This window comes from Prevotella sp. P6B1 (assembly GCF_000702825.1).
Classification (GTDB): Bacteria; Bacteroidota; Bacteroidia; order Bacteroidales; family Bacteroidaceae; genus Prevotella.
Genome location: NZ_JNKF01000014.1, coordinates 48,506 through 71,979 on the forward strand (window position 1 = coordinate 48,506; position 23,474 = coordinate 71,979).

The 23,474-nt window shown below is 49.9% G+C and carries 19 protein-coding genes, 1 tRNA gene and 1 other RNA gene; 9 read left to right on the plus strand and 12 right to left on the minus strand.

The features are described 5' to 3' along the window. Nucleotides 1–9: 9 nt before the first annotated feature. Nucleotides 10–720 carry a UMP kinase gene (gene pyrH / locus T495_RS0111030; RefSeq protein WP_028903820.1) on the plus strand — a complete coding sequence of 237 codons (711 nt, stop codon included), beginning with the start codon at nucleotides 10–12 and terminating at the stop codon, nucleotides 718–720. Nucleotides 721–746: 26 nt separating this feature from the next. On the opposite strand, the gene T495_RS0111035 is transcribed toward pyrH, so the two are convergent. From T495_RS0111035 to T495_RS0111045, 3 genes are read right to left on the minus strand one after another with little or no spacing between them, the layout of a single operon-like run. After that, nucleotides 747–1,106: a DUF4834 family protein gene (locus T495_RS0111035; RefSeq protein WP_197020388.1), complete on the minus strand. Its 360-nt coding sequence runs from the start codon at nucleotides 1,104–1,106 to the stop codon at nucleotides 747–749. Nucleotides 1,107–1,121: 15 nt separating this feature from the next. Further along, the gene (locus T495_RS0111040) at nucleotides 1,122–1,805 is read right to left on the minus strand and encodes a phosphatidylcholine/phosphatidylserine synthase (RefSeq protein WP_033148869.1); all 684 of its coding nucleotides are present in this window, start codon (nucleotides 1,803–1,805) and stop codon (nucleotides 1,122–1,124) included. Nucleotides 1,806–1,838: 33 nt separating this feature from the next. After that, entirely contained in the window at nucleotides 1,839–2,528 is a 690-nt protein-coding gene (locus tag T495_RS0111045) for a phosphatidylserine decarboxylase family protein (RefSeq protein WP_033148732.1), read from the minus strand. A 142-nt stretch (nucleotides 2,529–2,670) separates the two neighbouring features. Between T495_RS0111045 and dnaE the strand changes: the two genes are divergently transcribed. Both dnaE and trxA read left to right on the plus strand, forming a co-directional pair. Beyond that, nucleotides 2,671–6,402 carry a DNA polymerase III subunit alpha gene (gene dnaE / locus T495_RS0111050; protein WP_033148733.1) on the plus strand — a complete coding sequence of 1,244 codons (3,732 nt, stop codon included), beginning with the start codon at nucleotides 2,671–2,673 and terminating at the stop codon, nucleotides 6,400–6,402. A gap of 68 nt (nucleotides 6,403–6,470) precedes the next feature. Beyond that, complete coding sequence (trxA, locus tag T495_RS0111055; protein WP_028903815.1) at nucleotides 6,471–6,785, plus strand: thioredoxin; 315 nt, start codon at nucleotides 6,471–6,473, stop codon at nucleotides 6,783–6,785. Between the two features lie 22 nt (nucleotides 6,786–6,807). On the opposite strand, the gene tsaE is transcribed toward trxA, so the two are convergent. From tsaE to T495_RS0111080, 5 genes are read right to left on the minus strand one after another with little or no spacing between them, the layout of a single operon-like run. After that, complete coding sequence (gene tsaE, locus T495_RS0111060) at nucleotides 6,808–7,221, minus strand: tRNA (adenosine(37)-N6)-threonylcarbamoyltransferase complex ATPase subunit type 1 TsaE (RefSeq protein WP_028903814.1); 414 nt, start codon at nucleotides 7,219–7,221, stop codon at nucleotides 6,808–6,810. A gap of 7 nt (nucleotides 7,222–7,228) precedes the next feature. Beyond that, entirely contained in the window at nucleotides 7,229–8,806 is a 1,578-nt protein-coding gene (locus T495_RS0111065; protein ID WP_033148734.1) for a bifunctional response regulator/alkaline phosphatase family protein, read from the minus strand. A 12-nt stretch (nucleotides 8,807–8,818) separates the two neighbouring features. Then, on the minus strand, nucleotides 8,819–11,671 hold the full coding sequence (locus T495_RS0111070; RefSeq protein WP_081832102.1) for a tetratricopeptide repeat protein: 2,853 nt from the start codon (nucleotides 11,669–11,671) through the stop codon (nucleotides 8,819–8,821). Then, nucleotides 11,671–11,928, minus strand: coding sequence for a hypothetical protein (locus tag T495_RS0111075; protein ID WP_155950103.1), 258 nt, complete (start codon nucleotides 11,926–11,928; stop codon nucleotides 11,671–11,673). The genes T495_RS0111070 and T495_RS0111075 overlap by 1 nt, the downstream gene beginning before the upstream one ends. After that, complete coding sequence (locus T495_RS0111080; RefSeq protein ID WP_033148735.1) at nucleotides 11,925–13,178, minus strand: 3-phosphoshikimate 1-carboxyvinyltransferase; 1,254 nt, start codon at nucleotides 13,176–13,178, stop codon at nucleotides 11,925–11,927. Before T495_RS0111080 ends, T495_RS0111075 begins: the two co-directional genes overlap by 4 nt. Before the next feature lie 170 nt (nucleotides 13,179–13,348). Here T495_RS0111080 and pelA point away from each other — a divergent pair, with 170 nt between their 5' ends. Then, complete coding sequence (gene pelA, locus T495_RS0111085) at nucleotides 13,349–14,431, plus strand: pectate lyase (protein ID WP_033148736.1); 1,083 nt, start codon at nucleotides 13,349–13,351, stop codon at nucleotides 14,429–14,431. An 84-nt stretch (nucleotides 14,432–14,515) separates the two neighbouring features. Beyond that, nucleotides 14,516–14,588 (plus strand) — tRNA-Pro (locus T495_RS0111090). A gap of 105 nt (nucleotides 14,589–14,693) precedes the next feature. Here the strand turns inward: T495_RS0111090 and T495_RS0111095 are convergent. Together T495_RS0111095 and T495_RS0111100 are read right to left on the minus strand one after the other, a co-directional pair. Then, entirely contained in the window at nucleotides 14,694–15,347 is a 654-nt protein-coding gene (locus T495_RS0111095; protein WP_028903809.1) for a hypothetical protein, read from the minus strand. A 44-nt stretch (nucleotides 15,348–15,391) separates the two neighbouring features. Beyond that, nucleotides 15,392–16,021, minus strand: a complete 630-nt coding sequence (locus T495_RS0111100; RefSeq protein WP_051523111.1) for a nitroreductase family protein — start codon at nucleotides 16,019–16,021, stop codon at nucleotides 15,392–15,394. A gap of 88 nt (nucleotides 16,022–16,109) precedes the next feature. Between T495_RS0111100 and pgeF the strand changes: the two genes are divergently transcribed. The 4 genes from pgeF (at nucleotide 16,110) to thrC (ending at nucleotide 22,040) form a co-directional block, all read left to right on the plus strand. After that, nucleotides 16,110–16,853: a peptidoglycan editing factor PgeF gene (pgeF, locus tag T495_RS0111105; protein ID WP_051652010.1), complete on the plus strand. Its 744-nt coding sequence runs from the start codon at nucleotides 16,110–16,112 to the stop codon at nucleotides 16,851–16,853. A gap of 129 nt (nucleotides 16,854–16,982) precedes the next feature. Next, nucleotides 16,983–19,415 carry a bifunctional aspartate kinase/homoserine dehydrogenase I gene (gene thrA, locus T495_RS0111110; RefSeq protein ID WP_028903806.1) on the plus strand — a complete coding sequence of 811 codons (2,433 nt, stop codon included), beginning with the start codon at nucleotides 16,983–16,985 and terminating at the stop codon, nucleotides 19,413–19,415. 5 nt (nucleotides 19,416–19,420) lie between these two features. Further along, nucleotides 19,421–20,659 (plus strand): cofactor-independent phosphoglycerate mutase, encoded by a 1,239-nt coding sequence (locus T495_RS0111115; protein ID WP_033148737.1) that lies wholly within the window; start codon nucleotides 19,421–19,423, stop codon nucleotides 20,657–20,659. A gap of 76 nt (nucleotides 20,660–20,735) precedes the next feature. Then, on the plus strand, nucleotides 20,736–22,040 hold the full coding sequence (gene thrC, locus T495_RS0111120; RefSeq protein ID WP_033148738.1) for a threonine synthase: 1,305 nt from the start codon (nucleotides 20,736–20,738) through the stop codon (nucleotides 22,038–22,040). An 81-nt stretch (nucleotides 22,041–22,121) separates the two neighbouring features. Here thrC and T495_RS0111125 read toward each other — a convergent pair whose 3' ends face one another. Together T495_RS0111125 and rnpB are read right to left on the minus strand one after the other, a co-directional pair. After that, on the minus strand, nucleotides 22,122–23,045 hold the full coding sequence (locus T495_RS0111125) for a YihY/virulence factor BrkB family protein (protein WP_051523109.1): 924 nt from the start codon (nucleotides 23,043–23,045) through the stop codon (nucleotides 22,122–22,124). Nucleotides 23,046–23,056: 11 nt separating this feature from the next. Then, nucleotides 23,057–23,420, minus strand: an RNA gene (rnpB, locus tag T495_RS15355) — RNase P RNA component class A. Nucleotides 23,421–23,474 lie beyond the last annotated feature (54 nt).

The window sequence follows — 23,474 nt, forward strand, 5'->3', positions numbered from 1 at the left end:
ATAAGGTATATGGCAAGATTTAAGAGAATTCTTTTAAAGCTCTCAGGCGAGAGCTTGATGGGAAAGCAGGGCTACGGCATCGACCCTGAGAGATTGAGTGACTATGCTAACCAGATTAAGGAGATTGCCGGCATGGGTGTACAGATCGGCATCGTGATTGGCGGTGGTAACATCTTCCGTGGTCTCTCTGGCTCACAGAAAGGTTTCGACCGTGTAAAAGGCGACCAGATGGGCATGTGCGCCACGGTCATTAACTCGCTGGCACTCAGTTCTGCCCTTGGCGCTGTTGGCGTGAAGAATAAGGTGCTTACAGCCATCCGCATGGAGCCTATCGGCGAGTTCTACACCAAGTGGAAGGCCATCGAGGCTATGGAGGCTGGTTATGTGTGCATCTTCTCAGCAGGAACAGGTTCACCCTACTTCACCACCGACACTGGTTCAAGTCTGCGTGGTATCGAGATTGAGGCCGACGTGATGCTGAAGGGTACCCGCGTAGATGGTATCTACACTGCCGACCCCGAGAAGGATCCTACAGCCACTAAGTTCGATGATATCACCTACAAAGAAGTATTGGCTCGTGGACTGAAGGTGATGGACCTGACAGCCATCTGCATGTGTCAGGACAACAACCTGCCTATCTACGTATTCAATATGGATGTAGTGGGAAATCTGAAGAAAGTTATGGATGGCGAGCAGATTGGCACGCTGGTTCACAACTAAATAGAAAAATTCGAAGAAGCCTGCTATCAGCGGACTTCTTCGAACTCTACATATTCATCGTCGCCCTTATCGAAGATCTTCTTGTCTTCCTGGCGCTCATCGATAATCGTAACACCACCGCTTGTAGTTGTTCTACGAGTGGTTTTTTGTTGCTTCTCACGAGCCCTGCGGGCGTCCTGACTATCAGTCTTACGACTGCTTTTGAAATAATCTTCACCAAAGGGATTACGATCCTTCTGCTCGTTACGTCTGTCACGGCGATAGAAGAAATCTTCGGCATCTTCACGCATACGCTTCATGTTGCGATACAACACGTTGATAACGATGATAGCGATAATAGCCAGAGCAATAAAGCCGAATACAATAAAGGCTACAAGAGTCTTCATAAAGACCATTTTTACTTACTTGTTTGTTAAAACTGCAATCTTAGACAGCAATACGTACCACGCTATGATGGCCGCAAAGCCGCTAACTCCCAAAAGGAGTAACAGAGGAATACATGATATTACGAATATATACTTAATTTCATTACCTTTCCATCCCCAATGCTTGAACTTGAGCGCAAACATAGGTATCTCGGCTATCAGCAGGTAGCAACTTACGAAAGTGCCAAGAAGTATCACCCACACTATTCCATCGAATGCGATATCGTTCTGCTGCAGTCCCAATATAAGGGATCCCCAAAAAAGGGCGTTGGCAGGTGTAGGCAGTCCGATGAATCCCAAAGCCTGACGCTCGTCGAGATTGAACTTAGCAAGACGCAGGGCCGAGAAGGCTGCCATCACGAATGCCAGGAACGGAACAAACGGCAGGTCGATGTGGAATGTGCACAGATAGCTGAACACGATAGCCGATGGAGCGAAACCGAAGGTGATATCATCGGCTAGCGAATCGAGCTCCTTACCGATAGGTGATGAAACGCCCAGCAATCGGGCACTCATGCCATCAAAGAAATCGAATACAGCTCCGATGACGATGAACAGCAGCGCCATCTCGAAATCGCTAAGAAAAGCGAAATATGTAGCGATACAGCCCGAAATAAGGTTGCAGCAGGTTATTGTATTTGGAATATGCTTTTTAATCATTGAACATTGACCATTGAACATTGAACATTGACATTACGCCAACTTAGCGATGACGGTCTGATCGCCTGTGGTGGGCTGATCCATAGTGACACAAGCCTTGGCGGTAATTGGCAGATACACATCCACGCGCGAACCTAACTTAATAAAGCCCAAGTGCTCATCGATGTAGCACTCCTCGCCATCCTTGGCGTAAGTCACGATACGACGCGCCAAAGCACCAGCAATCTGACGCACCAGAATGTCCTGGCCATCAGGTGTGGTAATCATGATGTCGGCATGCTCGTTCTCCTCGCTGGCCTTAGGCAGCCAGGCCTTATGATAGTTACCATTGAAGTGCTTTACAAACTTTACCTTTCCGTCAACAGGATACCAATTGGCATGCACATTGAGCGGACTCATAAAGATAGAGATCATCAATCGCTTATCGTGGAAATAAGTATTCTCCTCAGCTTCCTCCACAACTACAATTCTGCCATCAGCAGGAGCTACTACCATTTTTTCTGTATCGCCATTAAAATAGCGAATTGGACAGCGATAGAAGTTTAATGCTATCAGCCATGCGGTAACGAAAACAACAACGAAAATCCAGAAAGGAATTGTTGTCTCAAGTCCATACCACAATAATGATCCTATAAAAAATATAGCCAAGGCACTGAGTGTCAACTCGTTAGTACCTTCACGATGAATTCTGATCTTTTTCAGTTTCTTAATTCTTTCTCCCATTAGTTACAACTCGATTGTTTCTTTCTGGGTGCAAAGGTACATTTTTTTTTCGAGTGTTACAAACTTTTCACGCTTTTCTTTTGGTAATCTCGAAATTTAAGCGTACCTTTGAACCTCAAAATTAAGCATTTCAGACAAAAAAATGGAAGATTTCGTACATCTACACGTACATACATATTATTCGATTCTCGATGGACAATCGAGCATCAAAAAGCTTGTAGACAAAGCTATCGGCGACGGCATGAAAGGCATGGCGATTACCGATCACGGCGACATGTTCGGCATTAAGGAATTCCACGACATCTGTAATGGTGTAAACAAACAGCGCAAGAAAGATGGGCTTGAACCATTCAAACCTATCTTCGGTTGCGAGATGTATGTGGCACGCCGCGGCGACATGATGCTAAAGGAAGGCAAAGAGGACCTTGGTGGCTACCACCTCATTGTGCTCGCCAAGAACCAGAACGGCTACAAGAACCTGATTAAACTGGTTAGTAATTCGTGGGTAGATGGTTTCTACAACCGTCCGCGTACAGACCACAAGCAGCTCGAGAAATATCACGAGGACCTGATTGTGTGCTCGGCTTGTATTGCCGGCGAGGTGCCAGCTAAGATTCTGAAGGGCGATATCGAAGGTGCAAGAAAGTCGATCGAGTGGCATAAGAATCTGTGGGGCGACGACTATTATCTGGAGCTGCAGCGCCACGAGGTGACCGACCCCAGCATCCGAGCCAATCGCGAAACATTCCCACTCCAGCAGCAAGCCAATAAAGTACTGATTGAGTTGGCCAAGGAATATGGTGTGAAGTTAGTATGTACCAACGACGCCCACTTTGTAGATAAGGAGAATGCTGAAGCGCACGACCACCTGTTGTGTCTGGCTACTGGTAAGGACCTCGACGATCCAACCCGTATGCTCTATTCCAAGCAGGAGTGGTTTAAGACGCGCCAGGAGATGAACGACATCTTCAGCGATGTGCCTGAGGCACTGGCTAATACCGTTGAGATATTAGATAAGGTAGAGACCTACAGTCTGGATGCCGACCCTATCATGCCTTTCTTCCCCATCCCGGAGAGTTTCGGTACCGAGGAAGAGTGGCGACAGAAGTTTACCGAGGACGATCTCTATAAAGAGTTCACCTGCGATGAGAATGGCGAGAACCAGCTGTCGCCTGAGAATGGCGAAAAGAAAATCAAGAAATTAGGAGGTTACGACAAGATTTACCGCATCAAGTTCGAAGCCGACTATCTGGCGAAACTGGCCTACGAAGGCGCCACTAAGCGCTATGGCGATCCTCTTTCGAAAGAGGTTGATGACCGTATTCGCTTTGAGCTGCATATCATGAAGACCATGGGTTTCCCTGGTTACTTCCTGATTGTGCAGGACTTTATCAACTCGGCTCGCGACGAATTGGGCGTGATGGTAGGTCCGGGTCGTGGATCGGCCGCTGGTAGCGTGGTAGCCTATTGCTTAGGTATCACCAAGATCGACCCGTTGAGATACGATTTGCTGTTCGAGCGTTTCCTGAATCCTGACCGTATCTCGCTGCCTGATATCGATACCGACTTCGATGATGACGGACGAGGCAAGGTGCTGAAATGGGTAATGGACAAATACGGTCATGAGAACTGTGCCCACATCATCACTTATGCTTCGATGGCTACCAAGAACTCTATTAAGGATGTTGCGCGCGTAGAGAATGTGCCACTGGCCATATCAAACGCCCTGTGTAAGGCAATCCCCGACAGACTGCCGGATGTGGATGGCAAGACGCCCAAGATGAATCTGACGAATGCCATCAAGGCCGTACCAGAACTGCAGGAAGCAGAGACTTCGACCGACCCACGCATTGCCAACACGATGAAGTACGCCAAGATGCTTGAGGGAACGGTTCGTGGAACTGGTATCCACGCCTGCGGATTCATTATCTGTCGCGACCCGATTAGCGATCATGTGCCCGTATCTACCGCCGATGACCCTGACTTCAAAGGCACCAAGACCAACTGTACACAGTACGATGGCCACGTGATTGAATCGACTGGACTCATCAAGATGGACTTCCTGGGCCTGAAAACCCTGTCGGAGTTGAAGGAGGCTTGTGCCAACATCAAGCGTACACGAGGCATCGATGTGGATCTCGATACTATTCCCATCGACGACCCCAAGACATACGAACTATACCAGAAAGGACGTACCATCGGTACCTTCCAGTTTGAGTCGCAAGGAATGCAGAAATACCTGCGCGAACTGCATCCAACGGTATTCGAGGACCTGATTGCGATGAACGCACTCTATCGCCCAGGACCTATGGACTATATCCCATCATTCATCGCCCGTAAGAACGGCCGCGAGCCCATTACTTACGATATCGATTGCATGGAGAAGTACCTGAAGGACACCTATGGCATTACAGTGTACCAGGAGCAGGTGATGTTGCTGAGCCGCCAGTTGGCCGACTTCACACGAGGCGAGAGTGACGCGCTGCGAAAGGCCATGGGTAAGAAGAAGAAGGACATCGTTGACGCCATGAAGCCTAAGTTCATCGATGGCGGTAAGAAGAACGGTCACGACCCGAAGATTCTGGAGAAGATATGGGCCGACTGGGAGAAGTTTGCCTCGTATGCGTTCAACAAGTCGCATGCTGCCTGCTACTCATGGGTAGCCTACCAGACAGCCTATCTGAAGGCCAACTACCCTGCCGAATACATGGCTGCCATCATGAGCCGCCGTCGCGACCAGATTACAGAAATCACCAAGCTGATGGACGAATGTAAGCAGATGGGCATAGCCACACTGGGACCAGATGTAAACGAGAGTTACGAGAAGTTCGGTGTGAACCATCATGGTGAAATCCGTTTCGGCTTAGGCGCTATCAAGGGCATGGGCGATTCGGCTGCGCTCGCTATTATCGAAGAGCGCGAGAAGAACGGCCCATATAAGGACATCTATGATTTCGCCCAGCGTGTCAACTACTCATCGGTTAACCGCAAGGCCTTCGAATCGCTCGCACTGAGTGGTGGTTTCGACAGCTTTGGCTTTCGCCGCGAAGATTTCTTTGCCAAGAACCAGAAGGGCGAAACATTTATTGAGACCATTTGTCGCTATGGTCAGCTGTACCAGCAGGAACAGGCCGAGATGAAGAATTCGCTGTTCGGCATGTTTGGCGAGGGCGTAGAGATAGCCCAGCCCCAGCCCCCCAAGAATGATGTACGCTGGAGCGACATTGAACGACTGAACAAAGAGCGCGAGCTGGTAGGTATCTATCTGTCGGCTCACCCACTCGATGAGTATAAGATTATCCTCGACAACCTCTGCAACACAAAATGTGTCGAATTGGCAGACACCAACAAATTGTCTGACCGCGAGGATGTCATACTGGGTGGTATTGTGACAGGTGTCAAGACAGGCTTCACCAAAACGGGCAAGCCCTATGGTGTTGTCACCATCGAAGATTTCGAGGGTTCAGGCGAACTGTTTATGATGGGCGAGGAATGGGGACAGCGTGCAGGCATGTTCTCGATAGGTGCGTCGGTCTATGTCACAGGAAAGGTACGTCCACGATTCCAGTATAATGAGAATGGTCCGAAAGACCTGAAGATTGGCGGCGTAGAGTTCCTGCAGACCATTAAGGAGCGTGCCATCGACCGTATCACCATCTCGCTGGTTACCGATCAGCTGAACGATCAGATAGTAGCCGACCTGACAGAGCTGATTAACGAGAATCCCGGCACCACGAAGTTGTTCTTCCAGCTCCGTGATTCGCATGGGGGCAACCACGTGTTGCTGCGCAGTAAGCGCGAGGGGGTCAACGTCAAGCACCAGCTGATTGATTACATCGAACAGCACGAGATGCTCTCCTACTCCATCAATTAATGGCATGCTATTTGCAGAAAAAAAATTATAGTTCACATAGTATTCACATAATTAAACAGAAAAGAACAATGGAAGTAACAATCACAAAAGAAAACTTTGCAAGTTTGAAGGCTGGCGACCAGCCTTTGGTAGTTGATTTCTGGGCTACATGGTGTGGTCCCTGCCGTATGGTGGCTCCCATTATCTCTGAGCTGGCCGAGCAGTACGACGGCAAGATCGTTGTTGGCAAGTGCGACGTTGAGGACAACGAAGATCTGGCTGCAGAGTTTGGTATCCGCAACATTCCTACCATCCTGTTCTTCAAGAACGGCGAAGTAGTAGACAAGATTATCGGCGCTCAGTCGAGAGCTAAGTTTGAAGAGAAATTCGAAGCACTGCTCTAAGCGAACAGTGCTACGCCCCTGATTATCCGACGGTAACTACACGGTTGCCGTCGGCTTTTTCTTCTATCGTTACCTTCACTGCATCCTCAGGCAACACATCCTCTATCAGCTCGGGCCATTCAATGAGACAGAGGCAACCACTGTAGAAGTAATCCTCATAACCCATATCGTAAACCTCCTCGAGTTTTTTGATACGGTAGAAATCAAAGTGATAGATACTCTCACCCTCACCCGATGTATATTCGTTGATGATAGCGAAGGTGGGCGATGTAATCACATCGTCAACGCCCAAAGCTTCGCAGATAGCTTTGATAAATGTTGTTTTTCCGGCTCCCATCTTGCCATAGAAGGCAAACACACGACGATCACCCATCTGGGCGATAAACTCACGGGCAGCTTCCCCGATCTGGTCTAAACTGTTAATCTTGATTTCCATATGCTATTTATCTTTTCTTTCCTGTCAGTGTAATGAGCGGCACAATCATCTCTTCCAAAGAGATGCCTCCATGCTGGAAGGTGTCGCGATAATACGATACATAATAATTGTAGTTGTTGGGATAAGCGAAGAACGCATCGCCCGTAGCAAACACATAACTCGTAGAGAGATTGGGCGAAGGCAGAAGCGCCTTACGTGGGTCCTTGATAATAAAGAGACTCTTGTTCTCATCATATCCTAAGTTCTTGCCCAGCTTGTAGCGCAGATTGGTATTGGTATTGCGATCGCCCACAATCTTCACAGGCTGCGTACAGCGGATACTGCCGTGATCGGTTGTCACAATAACCTTGCAGTCCATCTGTGCCAGCTGACGGAAAAAGCCGCTGATGACAGAATGGCGGAACCACGACAGCGTAATAGAGCGATAGGCACTCTCGTTGTTGGCCAACTCGCGCACCATCTTCGACTCTGTTCGCGCATGACTCAGCATATCGATAAAGTTAAACACCACCACATTCAGCGGATTCCTCTCAATCTGGTTCATCTGCTGCATCAGCTTTTCGGCATCAGCCTGGGTATTTATCTTATGATACGAGAATGTCTCTTTACGACGATAGCGCTCCAGCTGGGTGCGGATAAGCGGCTCCTCGTTCAGGTTCTTCCCTTCCTCTTCATCCTCATTCACCCATAAATCAGAGAACATCTCCTGGATTCTATTCGGCATCAGACCACTGAAGATGGCGTTGCGCGCATACTGCGTTGCAGTTGGTAGAATACTGTAATACAAATCCTCATCGACATCGAAATACTCGCTCAGTTCGCCAGAAAGCACACGCCACTGGTCGTAACGGAAGTTATCGAGCACTACGAGGAACACCTTTTCGCCAGCAGAGAGCAGCGGGAACACCTTGGTCTTAAAGATGTCGGGCGAAAGTACAGGCTTATCCATCGACAATTGCCCATTGCCCATCGACAATTGAGATATCCAGTCCAGATAGTTCTTCTTCACGAACTTCGCAAAGCCGTTGTTCGCCTCTTCTTTCTGCATCTGCAGCATCTCCGTCATAGAGCTTTCTGTAGAACTGAGCTCCAGTTCCCAATGCACCAGACGCTTATACACATCCACCCAGTCGTGCCACGTCCGGCAATCCATGATCTGCATCGCTATCTGCTGGAAGTTCTGCTGATACTGACTTTGTGTAATCTCTGTCTCGATGGCCTTACGGTGAATGTTCTTTTTCAGCGCCAGCAGTATCTGGTTGGGGTTGACGGGTTTTATCAGATAGTCGGCTATCTTCTGTCCGATGGCCTGCTCCATGATGTTCTCCTCTTCGCTCTTGGTAACCATCACCACAGGCATCGACGGACAGATCTCCTTGAGTTGACGCAGGGTTTCGAGTCCGCTGATACCAGGCATCTGCTCATCGAGCAGCACCAGGTCGAAATTGCGCTGACGACATTGCTCTATGGCATCGGTACCGTTGCTAACGGTCACGATATCATAGCCTTTCTTCTCGAGGAACATGATGTGTGCCCTCAGCTGCTCAATCTCGTCGTCTACCCAAAGTAGTAATCCGTTTGTCATATATCTCAATGTTTACCAAAAATCATCATCAAAATCAAATGCTGACTGCTGTTTCTTCTTCGTTGCCGACTTCTGTGGCTCAGCAGGTTTCTCAGGTGCGATATCCTCAATGTCGGGCGTCTCAAGGTTCTCTGGAATAATAAGCAGATTATCCTTGCTCACCTGCATGGGTGCCAACTCGCGCTCGTAGAACTGCTGATACTCGTCGTAGCCGATTCTGACGCCCAGGTACGGTAGGTTTTTCTCACTAACCAGCAAACGCATAGTGCCAGCGATATGGGTGCGAAGAGCCTCGTTGTCATAGAGCATACGGACATATTGCAAAGCCTCATCGAAACTCTGGAAGCCACTCACAATCATACGGTTATAATCACCAGCCTGTTCTACTTCTATCTCGAAGTTGCGCACCAGGAAGTTGGTGAAGTTGTAGCGTGCCAACTCGAACAGCAACTGGTTCTGGTTCACAGAATCGGGATTGTAAACAAGCATGAACATATAGTGGTCGCTGCGGTCTGTGCTCAGCGTGTCGATGGCTGTAGAATCATCAGTCAGCGTTATGTTCTGCTGGCTCCAGAGGTCACCGATCTCGAACTTACCACCATGTAGTGTCCTACCCTCCTGCACACCCTTGATGATCATGCCTGCCAGCTGACTCACCTCACTCTCAGGGTATTTCTCTACCACCTCTTTCAACTGGGTCATACACCCTTCGCCATCGCCTGCATTCAGCCTACTCAGGCCACTGATGAAGATAAACTTGTCGCGATGCGCACCTTGCGGGAAACGGGTAGCCGAGAGGGCGGCATTAGCCTTCACCACCTCAGTCTGGTCAGTCTTAAAGGCATCGTAGGTGGCCACATAGAGCGAGTCTTCTATCTGCTCACCCCAACGGGCGTTTTCAGCATATAGTGAATCGGCAATCAAAAGGGTCCATTCGCTCTCTGGGTATTGTTCCTTCAGCTGGCTCATGCACTCATCGGCTTGCATCGTTCTGCCTTGACGCGAGTAGAGCAACCACAGATGATACCAAACCTCATCATTATGCTCGTAGTCGGGATAATCTGCAGCCAGCCGGCGCAGATAGCGCTCACTGATAGCCAGCCGTTCCATCTTGTCCTTCAGGATGATACCTGCATAGAAGAGACCGTCCTTGATGATATTGTGACAGGCAGCCTGCTGCTCTTCCGTGAATGGTATCTGGGCGAGATAGTACTCACGCTGATGGGGATCGAAGGCTACAGAATCCTGAGGGCCAGAAATGACACTGTCATTGGTCACTATTGTCATGTCGTCAAGAGGCGCAGCCGACAGACTGTCAGTTTCTGCCGACGGCATGCGGACTACCGTCTGGTTGATACGTCGCCAGTTATCTACATTCTCACGCTTTCCCCACATGCGCTGGAAGGTAATCTTACCCTGACTCACAGCTGTGGGGTTATAGAAGTACCACGTGCCCCCCGACTGCTGAGCGCCAGGCATTTGCGGGGCACCCGAAGGGGGGCGTTGGGACAATGATCGATAATCCGATTGCGCCCCAAGCTGCTGTACATCGGCGTTGTTTTCCAACTCGTTATTGCGTGCCTCCTTCTCCCGTTTCTTCAGGGCGTCAATCACACGATCGATGGCCTGATAGCGCTCCTTCTCCGGCATTTGAGCAAGCGCCAGCAGAGAATCCTGCAGATGAATGGCTTCTGTATGTGGTACCAGTTCGTCGAGCACCTTCGAGCGCTGCGACAGCACGTCGTAATCCTTACGTTCCTTGTCGAGCAGTCCGATGGCCTCGTCATAGCAGCGTTTGGCCTCGCTGAACTGTTCGCGCTCCCAGTAAATGTTACCCAGCGTCAGGAGCAGTACACCTTTCTCGATACCGTTGCGTGTAGCTTTCATGTTACCCTTCTCATAAGCGGCTATCGCGCTGAGGGTATCGCCTTGAGCCATGTAGATATTGCCAATGGCGTAGTAAACCTGGTCGAGATAGTCGGCATTGTTATCATTGGCGGCCATACGTTTCAGCTTGCCTATCATCTGACGACCGTTGTTCTTAGCCAACACTTCGGTCTGGGCGATACGGGCATTAAACTCCAACTCGTAAGGCGGATGACATCTGACCACATGCTTAAAGGCGCTATAGGCCTGTTGCTGATGGCCTAACAGGTTCTGTATCTGTCCCATCAGATACCATTCGCGCGCACGTTGCAGCTTGCGACGCTCATGCTTGATGACCTTTTGCAGATAAGGCACCGCCTTGTCGTAACTGCCTTCACGGATATAGTAGTTGGCGTAGGTATAGTCCCAATCCTTCACAGCTCGGAAGTCCATCGAGTCGCGACTCATATTGCGTATCACGTCCTCGGCATCGTAGCGCCATCCCAGTTCCGTATAGCTTTTGGCAAGCCAGGCGCGAGCCAGTCCGCTGCGCATAGGATCGCCCAGATACAACCGGGCCATATACGAGAAGGTGGCAGCAGCCTCTTCGAACTGCCCCATCTGGAACTCAGCCTTACCCATCAGCAGCCACGCTTTCCAGAGGAACGGATTCAGTTCGCGTCCTTTCTCCTTGATACTATGGCGCTGGATGGCTTTCTCCATCTTCTCTACCGTTCGCTCGTAGTTCGATTTGCCTATCTCGCGACTGTTCTTATTGGCCACAGGATAGAGTGGCAACAGTTCTGTATAGTTGTCCTTGTTGCCTTTCTCCTTTTCCAGATTGCCATCGAGAAAGGCAATATGACCATTATAATAGGTATTATAGCGCGCATTGAAGGCATGCCACCAACGCGACTTAGCGGTATGCTTATTCTTTTGCGCGAGACAAGGGGCGAAAAAGAAAAATGCGGTTGTAAGAATGATACAAACCTTATTCATCAATCCTTATCGAACTTCCAGTATCTTCCCAGTTTGTTCAGTACGTTCTTATTCTTTTCTGATTCTTCTTTTTTCTTCTTCTGTTTCTGCTCTTCCAGCAGACAGTGTATCTTGCAGTCGCCCTCATCGGCAGCTGTACAGGTAGAGCAGTCGTGTCCCTGCTTAATCTCATCGTCGCCCCTGTCAAACCAGTTGGCTATCAGCGCTATCACACCGAGGGCGGCTATCATCGCTACACAAACTAATGCAAACATCATAAGCTCTCAATATTAAATCCAACATATTTCAGGTCGTCCCAGAACTTAGGATACGACTTGGTGACCACCTGCGGATTATTGATAATCAATCCGTTAGTGCGCAAGGCAAAGGGTGCGAAGGCCAGCGCCATACGATGGTCTTCGTAGGTATCGATGCCTGCCTCAAGGTTGGGCTCACAGCGCTCGCCGTCCCAATAGAGTTCGCTATCGTTAGCATCGTGTATCACGTAGCCCAGTTTCCGCATTTCGTTCTTCAAGGCTGCAATACGGTCGGTCTCCTTGATTTTCAGGGTTGAGAGACCCTTGAAGTGAAAGGGGATATCGAGTGCGGCGCAGGTCACCACAAAGGTCTGTGCCAAGTCGGGCGCATTTACAAAGTCGTACTCCAACTTCGATACGCCTCGGCCATTCTTCTTCAGTGTCACCAACTGTGGAATACCCTTCTTCTGGGTTTCAAAAGTAGTCTTTACGCCCAGCAGACTGAAGATATAGCGGGTGGTTGAGTCGCCTTGCATCGAGCCATCCATCAGGCCAGTCAGCTTCACTTCAGCCTCGCGGTCCTTGCTCAGCGCCACCATCTCATACCAATAGCTGGCACCACTCCAGTCGCTCTCTATATAGTAGTCGCGACTCGTGTAGGGTTTGTGGGTCACTGTAATCGTATCTGGTGTGCTCCACTTGGCTTCAGCGCCAAACTCGCCCATCATCCACAGCGTAAGGTCAATGTAGGGGCGCGATATAATGTCGCCTGTGAGCTGGAGCGTCAGACCGTTCTTCAACATAGGGCCGATCATGAGTAGTGCCGAGATGTATTGCGAACTGACGTTGCCTGGAATCTCGAGTACGCCGCCAGCCAGTTTCTTACCAGTAATCTTCAGGGGTGGGAATCCCTCTTCACCCACATATTCGATCTGCGCGCCCAATTTGCGGAGCGCATCGACTAAGATGGCAATGGGGCGATGCTTCATGCGGTCTGTACCTGTTATCACATGGGTGCCACGCATCACGCTCAGGTAGGCCGTCATAAATCGCATGGCGGTACCTGCAGCTTTTATGTTAATCTCGTCGGGCATATATTTCAGCGCCTCGATAATCACCTCTGTATCATCGCAATCGCTCAGGTTCTCAGGCAGGCTGCTGCCACCACTAAGGGCATAGATGATCAGGGCACGGTTGGATATGCTTTTTGAGGCTGGCAACTGGATGGTCTGAGCCAAACGTTCAGGTGCCGAGAGTCTATATTGCTTCATTTTTTGTAATTGTCGTTTTCTACGATGCAAAGATACGCATTTTCAGCCACAGAGCGCTCATTTTTACACATTTTATCACATTTTTCCTATTAATGTGTGTTAATCTTTGCGCCGGTTCGCAATCTTTTTGTACTTTTGCAGCCAGAACAACAATTTTAACAAACATCTGTATGAACTACATTAAGACTACTCTACTGTCGGCCCTCATTGGGCTATTACCTATCGCCACAGCTTCGGCTCAGGGCGAAAAGATGCTGAGAGAAAAGAATCCCGAGTTTTTCAAATCTGCCGAAGCCCGCCGTGTGGGCGACCAGTTGCTGATATGGCAACGCAATACCGGTGGATGGCCCAAGAACATCGATATGGTGACGCCGCTTACTGACGCCCAGCGCCAACAGGTGTTGGCCGACAAGCAGGTGACTGACGACTCGACCATCGACAACGGTGCTACCACCATGCAGATGACCTTCCTGGCTCGTCTGTGGCAGCAGACCAAGGATGAGCGCTATCGCGAGGCATTCAACAAGGGCGTACGCTATCTGCTGAGTGGTCAGTACGAGAATGGCGGCTGGCCCCAGTTCTGGCCCACCATGCGCAATTACCAGATACACATTACTTATAATGACGATGCGATGGTGAACACGCTGATCATCCTGCGCGAGATACTGAAAGACCGCGAGCCATTTAAGGATCTGAGTGATGCAGAGCTCGACAAGCAGATTGAGAAAGCATATAATAAAGGTATCGACTGCATTCTGAACACACAGATCAAAGTGGGCGACACACTAACCGTATGGTGCCAACAGCACGACCACACCACCCTTGCGCCAGCCAAAGCACGCTCGTACGAGCTGCCATCGTTCTGCTCGATGGAGAGTGCAAGCATCGTGCGTTTCCTGATGAATCTGCCCAACCCCGATGAGCGCGTACGCAAGGCCATACACAGTGCGATGGCGTGGTTCGACAAGCACAAGATTACCGGCTACCGCCTGGAGCGTATCGGCAAGAAGGGCGAGCCTGGTGCCGACACCCGATTGGTGGCCGACGAGAAGGCCGGACCACTGTGGGCCCGATTCTACGATTTGGAGACCTGCCAGCCCTACGTTTGCGACCGCGATGGAGTGCCCCGTAAGCATCTGTGGGAGATTGGTCCTGAGCGCCGAAATGGCTACAGTTGGTACAACGATCGTGCTGAACAACTGTTCGAAAAGTACGAAAAATGGAAAAATAAGTGGGAAAACAAAAAAAAGTAAGCCAAAAATTTGGTAGTTTCAAAAATACTCCGTACCTTTGCACCCGCATTCGACAATGAGGTCGGTGTTAAGCATAGTTTTGATCGGGATTTAGCGCAGTTGGTAGCGCACACGTCTGGGGGGCGCGAGGTCGCTGGTTCGAGTCCAGTAATCCCGACAGGAGGAGCGAGGGAGTCGAAAGATTCCCTCGCTTTTTTCTTTTTCATACGCTTGCTGTAGTACCAAAAGTAATCCCCTCCGTGATTGGAGGGGATTAACTATTTTAACGACGGCGGATGTGCAGGATATCGTCCTTGGTGCCGCGAGAGACATAGCCTAACAACTGGCTCACCTCGTTCATCAACTTGGCATTGATAAGCTCGCGCAAACTCACTTCCGTTGGCGTGCGATGTCCTTCGGCATCCTCGTGATAGGCATTCTGGAAGATGCCGTGCGACCAGTTCTCTGTGATTGTAGATACAATTTTTCGCCTGTCGTACTTGATCAGCGTCCAAGGACCGTCAGGATAACCATTATCGTCGCACAAACCGTGAAAACTATGTCCATCCTTGAAACGACCAGTAATATGGCCACTCACCTCACCATCGAAAACCGTCAGCGCCAGGTCTTCGGCAGTATCATCTGTGTTGTTCAGTGACGCATAGATCATATCGCCGCTCAACACGCCACACATGAAGTGCGTGCGCAGCTCTTTACGTCCATCGCTATGCTTACAGAACATCGACCAGTAGCCACTCTTAAAATCGTGCTCGTACTCGCCTTCCGCATGCTCATAATTGCCATCCTTGTGATTGCACTCGTAGCGGAACTTGCCATCCAACACATGCCCTTGGGCCGTTGGAATATACACATACTCAGCCGCGCCACGCTCAAACTTACCACGATAGAACTTATGACCAGCAGGAACATTGGTCATTAACCTAGTAAAAAATCTGTTGACACAGTTCATACTGGATCTATTTAATAGAACTTCACAACATCATCGAGAGGCTTGCGCTCTGGGCGGTTTGGCTCTTCAGCACGATAGCCCAGCGAAATAACAGCCATGATAGTCTCGCTCTCAGGGATAGCAAACAACTCACGCAACTGATCGGCATCGCGCATACCCATAATCAGCGTATCGAAGCCCATAGCACGTGCTTTCATAATCAGATAGCAGTTGCTCAGACCATTGTCGTAAGCACCCCAGCCATCGCCAACCTCATTGGTCTGATTGCCTTGGAAGAAGCCCGACCTGCCACGTTCGAAAGTAGAGACGATGAGCACTGGCGCATCCTTGATACGATCCTTGTTGCCACCAACCATATCCTGCACGGCAGCCAGTTTCTCAGGACTGATGGCCACATAGTACTTGGAAGGCTGCTGGTTGGCCCACGATGGTGCCTCCTGTGTTGCCAGCAGCAATTCACGCACCTCGGCCTCAGAAATCTTCTTCGAGGCATCGTAGCTACGCACACTGCGGCGCGAGGTCAGCACTTCGTCGAACGACGGCGATGTACCTGCCGACTCTGTATTACTACTGTTACTATTAGAACAACTGGTTAGCGAAAGAAGTGCAATAGCTGCACCAATCAGATAGTTTTTTGTCATAGTTTTAATTTAAAAATCGCTTGCAAATATACACAAAAATATGCTATTCTACAAGATTTTAACAATATTTTTGTACCTTTGCACCATTATGTTACACCTAAGCAAAGAAAGAGACATCATCGCCTTCTCGACCGAGAGAGGCTTTGTAGATATGGATGCACCCTACGACGGGTTCAACATCACCTGGTATACCGACGACAACGAGGAGCATATAGCCAACTGCCGTCACGACCTGTGTCAGATGCTGGAGATTGACGACCAGCATCTGGTACTACCACAACAGGTACACGATACACTGGTGGCCGAGGTAACTGCTGAGAACTTAGGTAGCCGCTTTGAGGGCATCGACGCGCTCATCACCACCCTGCCCCGCACCTGCATCGGCGTATCCACAGCCGACTGTGTACCTATATTAATATATGACACGCGCACGCGAGCCATCGCAGCAGCTCATGCGGGCTGGCGAGGTACCGTGGCACACATCGCACAAAAAACCATCGCCCAAATGACAGAGCGCTATGGCTCGCGACCAGAAGACCTCAAGGTGGCGATAGGTCCGAGCATCGGCCCAGAGGCCTTCGAGATAGGCGACGAGGTGTACGAGGCATTTGCCCAAGCCGACTTCGATATGCAGCGCATAGCCTTACGGCGCGAGAAATGGCATATCGACCTGTGGCAGGCCAATGCGCTCGACATCCAACAGACGGGTGTGCCTGCCAGCAACATCGAGATAGAAGGCATATGTACCTACGAGCACTATGACCAGTTCTTCTCGGCACGAAGGCTGGGCATTAAAAGTGGAAGAATTTATACCGGAATCATGATAAAATGAAAGTAAATAGCTAAATTTCCTTTCAGATATTTGGCTGTTTGCACAAAAACACTTACCTTTGCAGCGCCAGTGGATGAAGCCCTGCTTGTTTAAGGGTACCGCTAAAGGCAAGATAAATTGCATAGGAATATGAAAGTATTGAAATTCGGCGGAACGTCCGTAGGTTCCGTAAAAAGCATTCTTAGCTTGAAAAAAATCGTTGAGACAGAGGCTCGGACGCAACCTGTCGTAGTAGTAGTTAGTGCGCTGGGCGGTATCACCGATAAACTGATTGCCACATCGCAGATGGCCCTGAAGGGTGACGACAAGTGGCGCGAGGAATTCGACGCTATGGTGACACGACATCACCAAATGATCGACACCATCATTACCGATGACAAAAAGCGCGTAGATTTATTCAACAAAGTGGATCAGCTGTTCGACCAGTTGAAGAGCATTTATTATGGCGTATATCTGATTCACGACCTCTCGAAAAAGACAGAAGATGCGATTGTAAGTTACGGCGAGCGCTTATCGTCGAACATCGTGGCCACACTCATTAAGGGTGGCAAGCGCATGAACAGTCGCGACTTTATCCGTACAGAAAAAAAGAACGGCAAGCACCGTCTGGTGGCCGATTTGACCAACCAGCTGGTTCGCGAGGCGTTTAAAGATATGCCCGAGGTAGCTGTGGTGCCTGGCTTTATCAGTAGAGATAAGGACACCAGCGAGACCACTAACCTGGGACGTGGCGGTAGCGATTACACCGCCGCCATCATTGCTGCAGCACTCGACGCCGAGGTGCTGGAGATTTGGACCGACGTGGATGGCTTTATGACCGCCGACCCACGTGTGATTAAGACGGCCTACACCATCAATGAACTGAGCTACATCGAGGCGATGGAGCTGTGTAACTTTGGTGCCAAGGTTATCTATCCCCCAACCATCTACCCCGTTTGCGTAAAAAACATTCCCATTAAGGTTAAGAATACATTCAACCCCGAACACCCGGGCACACTGATTAAGGATCATATCGAGAACGATCAGAAGCCTATTAAGGGTATCAGCAGTATTAAAGGTACCACCCTGATTACCGTTACGGGACTGTCGATGGTAGGTGTGATTGGTGTGAACCGACGCATTTTCACCACGCTGGCCAACAAGGGTATCAGTGTGTTCATGGTATCGCAGGCATCATCAGAGAACTCAACCTCAATCGGTGTGCGCGACGAGGATGCAAACGATGCTGTAGAGGTGCTGAACGACGAGTTTGCCAAGGAGATTGAGACGGGCGCCATGTTCCCCATGCACGCCGAGAGCGGACTGGCCACCATCGCCATCGTAGGTGAGAACATGAAGCATACACCAGGTATCGCAGGAAAACTGTTTGGCACATTAGGTCGCAGTGGTATCAGCGTGATTGCCTGTGCACAGGGTGCTTCGGAGACGAACATCTCGTTTGTTGTGGATGGCAAGTTCCTGCGCAAGTCGCTCAACGTACTCCACGACTCGTTCTTCCTCTCGGAATACAAGGTACTCAACTTGTTTATCTGCGGTGTGGGCACCGTGGGTGGCAAGCTGATTGAGCAGATTCGCAGTCAGTACGAAACACTGATGCAGCGTAACGGTCTAAAGCTGAACGTGGTGGGTATCGCCTCGTCGAAGGCTGGCATCTACGACCGCGATGGCATCGACCTTGAGAACTATCGTGAACTGCTGAAGGCTCCCGAGGCACAGGGCAAGAACCTGCGCGACGAGGTGATTGGCATGAACATTTTTAATAGCGTGTTTGTAGATTGTACCGCCAGCAAGGATATTGCTGCGCTGTACCAATCGTTCTTAGAGCATAACATCAGCGTGATTGCAGCCAACAAACTGGCGGCTTCGAGCGATTACGCCAACTATATGAAACTGAAGAAGACGGCTCGCGACCGAGGTGTCTGGTTCCGTTACGAAACCAACGTGGGCGCCGGACTGCCTATCATCGGCACCATCAACGACCTGCGAAACTCGGGCGATAAAATCCTGAAAATCGAGGCTGTGCTGAGTGGTACGCTGAACTTCATCTTCAACGAGATAGCTGCCGACGTGCCCTTCTCGGAGACTGTACGACGTGCCAAGGAGCAGGGCTACAGCGAGCCCGATCCACGTATCGACCTGAGTGGTACCGACGTGATTCGCAAACTGGTGATTCTAACCCGCGAGGCCGGCTATCAGGTGGAACAGGCCGATGTAGAGAAGCATCTGTTTGTGCCCAATGAATACTTTGAGGGTACGGTTGACGACTTCTGGAAGAAGTTGCCTGAGCTGGATGCCGACTTTGAGGCACGACGCCAGAAGCTGGATGCCGAAGGCAAGCGTTGGCGCTTTGTAGCCACAATGGAAGACGGCAAGACCAACGTAGCTCTGCGCGAGGTGGATATCAACCATCCGTTCTACCGTCTGGAGGGCTCAAACAACATTGTGCTGCTAACCACAGAGCGCTACAAGGAGTACCCCATGCTCATTCAAGGCTATGGTGCCGGTGCCAGCGTAACAGCAGCAGGTGTCTTCGCAAACATCATGTCAATCGCTAATATTTAAAAGCTATGAAACACATTATTATCTTAGGAGACGGAATGGCTGACCTGCCAGTAGAACGACTGGGAGGAAAGACATTACTACAATATGCCAACAAACCCATGATGGACCAGTTGGCAAAAGAAGGACGCTGCGGCCGACTGATAACCGTGCCCGAGGGATTTCCTCCTGGCAGCGAGGTGGCCAACACCGCCATCTTAGGTTACGACCTGAATAAGGTGTACGAGGGTCGCGGACCATTGGAGGCTGCCTCGATAGGTTATGAGATGGCCGACGACGACCTGGCCTTACGTTGCAACATCATCAATCTGCAGGATGGAAAGATCATCACACACAACGGTGGTAATCTGGAAACAGATGATGCCCGATTGCTGATCGACTATCTGAACGAAACCCTGGCCAAGCCCATCAACGAGAGTCTGGGCTGCGAACGCGTAAAATTTATCACTGGCATACAGTATCGTCACCTGCTGGTAATCAAGGGCGGCAACAAGCACATTACTTGCGCCCCACCCCACGACCATCCTAACGAGGAGTGGCGCCCACTGCTGGTAAAAGCTGATATTCCTGAAGCACAGGAGACAGCCGACCTGCTGAACGAACTTATCTTGAAATCGCAGGAGCTGCTGCCCAAGCACCCTTATAATCAGGCTAAGGTCGCTAAAGGCGAACGACAGGCTAACAGCATCTGGCCTTGGAGCGGTGGTTATCGTCCGTCGATGGAAACGCTGATGCAGCAGTATCCCGACATCAAATCGGGTACAGTGATTTCGGCTGTAGACTTGATTCGTGGCATTGGTCACTATGCAGGCTTGAGAATTGTGGAAGTGGAAGGGGCTACCGGACTCGCCGACACCAACTACGAGGGCAAGGCTAAGGCGGCTATCGAGGCGTTGGAGCACGACGACTTTGTGTTTGTACATGTTGAAGCCAGCGACGAAGCCGGACACGACGGCGATCTGGAGCTGAAGCTCAAAACCATCGAGTATCTCGACCAACGACTCATCAAGCCCATCTACGAGCACATCCTTAAGATGAACGAGCCCGTATGTATGGCAGTGCTGCCCGACCACCTGACACCTGTTGAGATGCGCATACACGTAGGACAGCCCGTGCCATTCTTGATTTGGCACAAAGCCATCGAGCCCGACGAGGTTCAGCAATACGACGAAGTGAGCTGCGTATCAGGCAGTTACGGTCTCTTGAAGCTTAACGAATTCATGCAAGCCCTGATGACCGAAAAATAAAGTTCCGCTCGGCTATGCCGCTTTTACAAAGGCGGAACGCCGACTAAAAGAATGTTCAAAGATCAAAGTTAAAAGTATGAAATATTACAGCACCAACGGCAAGGCTCCTATTGCCGACCTGCACAAAGCAGTAGTAAAGGGACTGGCAGAAGATCGCGGACTGTATATGCCCGAGCGTATCAACAAGCTGCCCCAGGAGTTTTTCGATAATATCGAAAAGATGAGTTTTCAGGAGATAGCCTACACCGTAGCCAGCGCTTTCTTTGGCGAAGATGTAGATCCTGATGCCCTGCATGATATCGTGTACGACACCTTGGCATTCGATTGTCCTGTGGTGAACGTTAAGGATAATATCTATACTCTGGAGCTGTTCCATGGTCCTACCCTCGCCTTTAAGGATGTTGGCGCCCGCTTTATGGCGCGCTTGCTGCAGTACTTTATTAAGCAGGAGGAAGGGCATAAGGAGGTAAACGTGCTGGTGGCTACCAGCGGCGATACAGGTTCGGCTGTAGCCAATGGATTCTTGGGGGTTGAGGGTATCCACGTGTATGTGCTCTATCCCAAAGGCAAGGTAAGTCCAATACAGGAGTGCCAGTTTACTACACTGGGCAAGAACATCACTGCCATCGAGGTGGATGGTGTGTTCGACGACTGTCAGGCATTAGTAAAAAATGCCTTTATGGATGCTGAGCTGAACGCGCACATGAAGCTGACATCGGCTAACTCAATCAATGTGGCTCGTTTCCTGCCCCAGGCATTCTACTACTTTAATGCCTACGCCCGCATGAAGGAGCAAGGTAAGGCCGATAATTTGGTGATATGTGTTCCGAGTGGTAATTTTGGAAACATCTGTGCAGCGCTGTTCGGACATGAAATGGGACTGCCCATCAAGCGATTCATTGCTGCCAACAACGCCAACGATATCTTCTATAAGTATCTGCAGACAGGCAAATACGAGCCAAAACCATCGAAGCAGACACTCGCCAACGCAATGGACGTAGGCGATCCTTCGAACTTTGCCCGTATCTACGACCTGTATGGCAAGAGTCACGAGAAGATCAGCGCGCTGATCAGCGGTGCTACCTATAGCGACGAACAGATTCGCGAAACCATGCGCGAGTGCTACAAGGCTTCGGGCTATATCCTTGATCCTCATGGTGCTTGCGGCTATCAGGCTTTGGCCGACGGACTGCAGCCTGACGAGGTTGGTGTGTTCTGCGAAACAGCCCACCCTGCTAAGTTCAAGGAGAAGGTTGATGAGATTCTGGGTATCGATGTAGCTATACCCGAGCGCTTAGCCGCCTTCATGCGTGGTGAGAAGCAAAGCGTCCCCATGACAAAGGACTTCGCAGACTTTAAAGATTATCTCATGCATCAATAATTCAGCAACGGACAACAGGACTAACAAGACGGATTAATCCTAAAAACTAATCTTTAAGTCGTGTAGTCCGTTGCAAAAAAATTATAGAGAATCGAGGCGGTCAGAGTACAATTCTCTGGCCGCTTCGTCTCTTTCATCATCCGTCATATCGATAAGCGGATGAATGTCGATCTCATCGAGATTGATACCGATGCGGTCCATGTTCTGATTGGTATAAGTGAGCTGCGCACCAAACAAGCAGATGGTCCACGAAATCTGTACCCAAAGCATGAACAAGGGCAACGCAGCAAACGAACCGTAGATAGCGTTATAGCCAGTCACCCAAATCTGCGAGTGGATATAGAACAACTGTAGCAGCTGCATGGCAACACCCGACAGGATACCTGGCACAATGGCACTCTTAAACTTGACATTGGTATTGGGCATATACACATACAGTATTACAAAGAGCATCGACAACAGCAGATAAGGCGAGAAATCGAGTAATCTACTCACCGCCGAGCCCAAAATCAAAAGGCCTTCCATGTGTTTCGCCACCGTGGCCATAAAGATGGAAAGACCCATCGACACCACAATAATAATGGGGAATACAAAGAACATGGCCAAATAGTTTGTAAGCGAACGGATAAGCGGACGCGAATTGCTCACCTGCCATATCTGATTGAACGTTTCCTCCACATTGTTAACCAGCATCAAAACCGTATAGAGCATGAAGATCAAACCCACACCTAAGAAGATACCACTCTGCGTATGAATCAGGTAGCTGTTCACAAAGTCGGTCAGGATATCAGCCACCTGAGGCTGCGACGACAGCGCATCGCGAAACCATATCTCAATATACTTGTTATATCCGAATCCGCGCGCAATGGCAAAAATCACAGCCAAGATAGGCACTATGGCCAGCAACGTAGAATAAGTAAGGGCCGACGCCTGCGTCATCACTCGTTTCGTGGTAAAGAAACGAATGGTGAGAATCAGCGTACGATATATCTGGTTTATCTTCATATGATCGAAAAAAAAGCACTGCACCTATAAGCCGGGTTCTGTACCATGCAAGCATGGCGTTTGTCATTTATCTAGTCCATAAGTCACCTCATGGCTCAAGCGTTCTACCCTCCATCGTGTAAGAACTCGGGCGGGCAACCCTCAGACGACGGTTTACATGAACTTGCAGCCCCCAGTCGGCACAGCCCAACGATCACCCGCTGGCTGGTGGTCTCTTACACCACCTTCTCACCCTTACCTTGCGGCGGTAATTTTCTTCTGCCGGCACCTACTGTCACCAATAGCTTCTACTTTCAGAAGTGGAGCGCCCTATGCTGCCCGGACTTTCCTCTCGCGCGACCTTTCAGAAGCGCCAGCGACAAACCGTTGCAGTGCGTTTTCTGCCTGCAAAGATACTCATATTTTCGCAAATTCAAGAAGAATCTGCAT